Below are 2,793 nucleotides of genomic sequence, written 5' to 3'. Positions count from 1 at the left end.
AGAACTCGATTGTCCCCTCTTTCCGGGGTTATTTGATTAATATTTAACTGGTCCCGATTTTAACGGGACACTAATGTTCTTGAATCACTTTACAAAGTTTGTCAGATGCCTCCTTTTCTGACTTATGATCTCTACAGAAGCGCGACAATGCTACTCGACCATTGTAGACTTTGCCCGCAAAAGGTTCAAGAAACTTGTATCTTTCAGATAATCAATAGAGCAGGAAAGAGTGTAGGGCAAAAGGGTTACGAGTTGGAAACGAGCAAGTTTCTTTTCCTATCTTCATTCTGCAGTGCTTCAAAGAACTCTCTATTTAATATCTGCAAAGATATAAAATCTACTCAAGATGGTATGCTAGATTTCGAGTTCATAGATTCAAATTTCACTGCATAAAAAGGGTAAAACTATGAACGTCAAGTGCGATTTCCAGTAGTAAGCGCAAAACGAAGCGTACAAAAGTACCCTCCCTTGGAGGTAGTTCCAGAGGTGGGTCAAAAGATTTAAATGGAATGAGCTAACTCCCTACGAAGTTTTTTCCCTACATTTGTAACTGTGTTGCACTTGACACTGGAAGGTGCCGAGGCAAGAGCGGGTTGCTTAACATTTTGCCATGTCACAAATATGAACTATATTTGTGACATGGGAAAGCAATTAAAAAGTACACATCAGCTTATCAAAGAGGCTGTTATTGATTCTGGAGAAGGGTCGATACTTTACCCTAACCAGTTTGCTCCTTGTGGCGATAGCACCGCTATAAGACAGGTGCTTAGTCGCATGACCAAAGAGGGTTATCTTGTGAGGTTGGCTCATGGGCTCTATTATTATCCTAAGGTGGACACCAAGTGGGGGACTGGTATTATTTATCCTTCCATTGAAGAGGTGGCTAGGATAATTGAAGAAAGGGACAAAATCACACTTATACCCTCTGGCACTTATGTCCTAAATAAATTAGGTCTTTCAACTCAAATCCCAATGAATGTAGTGTACATCACTAATGGATCACCACGAACAATAAAGCTGGGAAAGGGTCGAGGCATTCAGCTGAAAAGGTCTAATGATATGAACAATTTTGCATACACCTCAGAGTTGGTACGTATGCTTGTTTTTGCCTTAAGAGAGATTGGGCAAGGTAATCTAACGGAGGTGCATAAGAGCATTCTAAAAAAACATCTCCGCTCAATTTCAGAGGAAGAATATAAGAGGGATATTCACTTGGCTCCACAATGGATACAAGATGAACTAAACAGACTGAGAGAACAATGATATTTACAGACTTATCAAAAGAGGAGCAAAGAGAAGTACTGGAAATTGTCAGGCCACGAATTGGTGATATCCCTCTTAGTGTAATAGAGAAAGACTGGTGGGTAACTATGGTACTTCGAGCCCTATTTTCCTTACACTATGCGGATCAGCTCTCTTTCAAGGGTGGTACTTCACTCAGTAAGTGTTGGAATCTGATTAAACGCTTTTCCGAAGATATTGATATTGCAATTAATCGTGAGTATTTAGGGTTTGCTGGTCAGCTCTCTAAAACACAGATAAGTGACAAGCTAAGAAGAGCCTCATGCTCTTTTACAAGAGAAATGCTAAAGACTGATTTGGAGAAAGCGTTAGCAAGTCTATCAATTGACCCTTCGCTTTTTGAAGTAAGTGTCAATGTTACTTCTATTTCCACTACAGATCCAGAGGTGATAGAGGTTGCATATGAGTCGCTTTTTTCCGAGGAGACTGATTATCTCAAACCTGTCGTTAAAATAGAAGTAAGCGGACGCTCTATGTCGGAGCCTTTAGAAAGTGTAATGACTAATTCTTGGATTGAGCAGTATATGCCTAATACACCATTTGTGCAAAAGGAGTTTAAGGTCTTAGCTGTCAGTCCTGAACGAACATTTATAGAGAAACTTTGTCTGCTACACGAAGAGTTCGCAAAAAAGGAGTTTTCCTCAATCAGATCCGAAAGAATGAGCAGGCACCTATACGATGTCTACAAGATTTCTAAGACAGAAATCGCCACAAGAGCCTTAAGTGATCCAACGTTATACGCCTCAATAGTGCAGCATCGTAGTATGTTTATAGGACTGAAAGGTTTTGACTACCGAACGCTTGCTCCACAGAAGTTATCTATTGTACCACCGAAAGAAGTTCTTGATGAGTGGAGATCAGATTACGTCGCCATGTCTCAAGATATGATTTACGAAGAGACACCAAGCTTTGATAGTCTCTTGAATGAAATAACTGAACTAAATAAGAGCATAAATAAAATTGCTTGGACATTATCTTTATAGCTTTCCATATACTTACCTATTTATCCAGACTATAGTTTACCGTACCCTTTAGCCCTTATATTGAGAATGTGTGCTTCGCAAAAAAACTAGGCTATAAAACTCCCTATGAAGTTTTTTTCCTACCTTTGTAACTGCGTTGCACTTGACACTGGAATGTGCGACCTCGAAAAAAACTAGGCTATAAAACTCCCTATGAAGTTTTTTTCCTACATTTGTAACTGTGTTGCACTTGACACTGGAATGTGCGAAAGTTAAAAAATCCTCCCACTTTTGTTAGATATATTTTTTTGTGTAATTTTGTAATCGTTATGCGGCAGTAATAATATACATATTAATACGAGTTAGTAATCCTGTAGTTCTCATATGCTACGAGGAGGTATTAAAAGGTGCGTTTCGACAATGCATCTACTGTAGTATATTATTGCTTAATCCAAATGAATATTATAAATTTAGGAATTCTTGCTCACATTGATGCAGGAAAAACTTCCGTAACCGAGAATCTGCTGTT

The 2,793-nt window shown here is 38.9% G+C and carries 2 protein-coding genes; both read left to right on the top strand.

Annotated elements, in window-relative coordinates; all coding sequences use genetic code 11:
- Positions 1-621 precede the first annotated feature (621 nt).
- Positions 622-1,263: a DUF6088 family protein gene (locus AC1EK1_RS08275; protein WP_232501423.1), complete on the top strand. Its 642-nt coding sequence runs from the start codon at positions 622-624 to the stop codon at positions 1,261-1,263.
- Complete coding sequence (locus AC1EK1_RS08270) at positions 1,260-2,285, top strand: nucleotidyl transferase AbiEii/AbiGii toxin family protein (RefSeq protein WP_007441848.1); 1,026 nt, start codon at positions 1,260-1,262, stop codon at positions 2,283-2,285. The genes AC1EK1_RS08275 and AC1EK1_RS08270 overlap by 4 nt, the downstream gene beginning before the upstream one ends.
- Positions 2,286-2,793 lie beyond the last annotated feature (508 nt).

This window comes from Porphyromonas sp. C0026D3 (assembly GCF_056590775.1).
This window is presented reverse-complemented; position numbering and strand designations above follow the sequence as displayed.

Excerpts from the sequence above, each read along its gene's own strand:
- AC1EK1_RS08270 (WP_007441848.1), top strand. The coding sequence starts at position 1,260 with ATGATATTTACAGACTTATCAAAAGAGGAGCAAAGAGAAGTACTGGAA.
- AC1EK1_RS08275 (WP_232501423.1), top strand. The coding sequence starts at position 622 with ATGAACTATATTTGTGACATGGGAAAGCAATTAAAAAGTACACATCAG.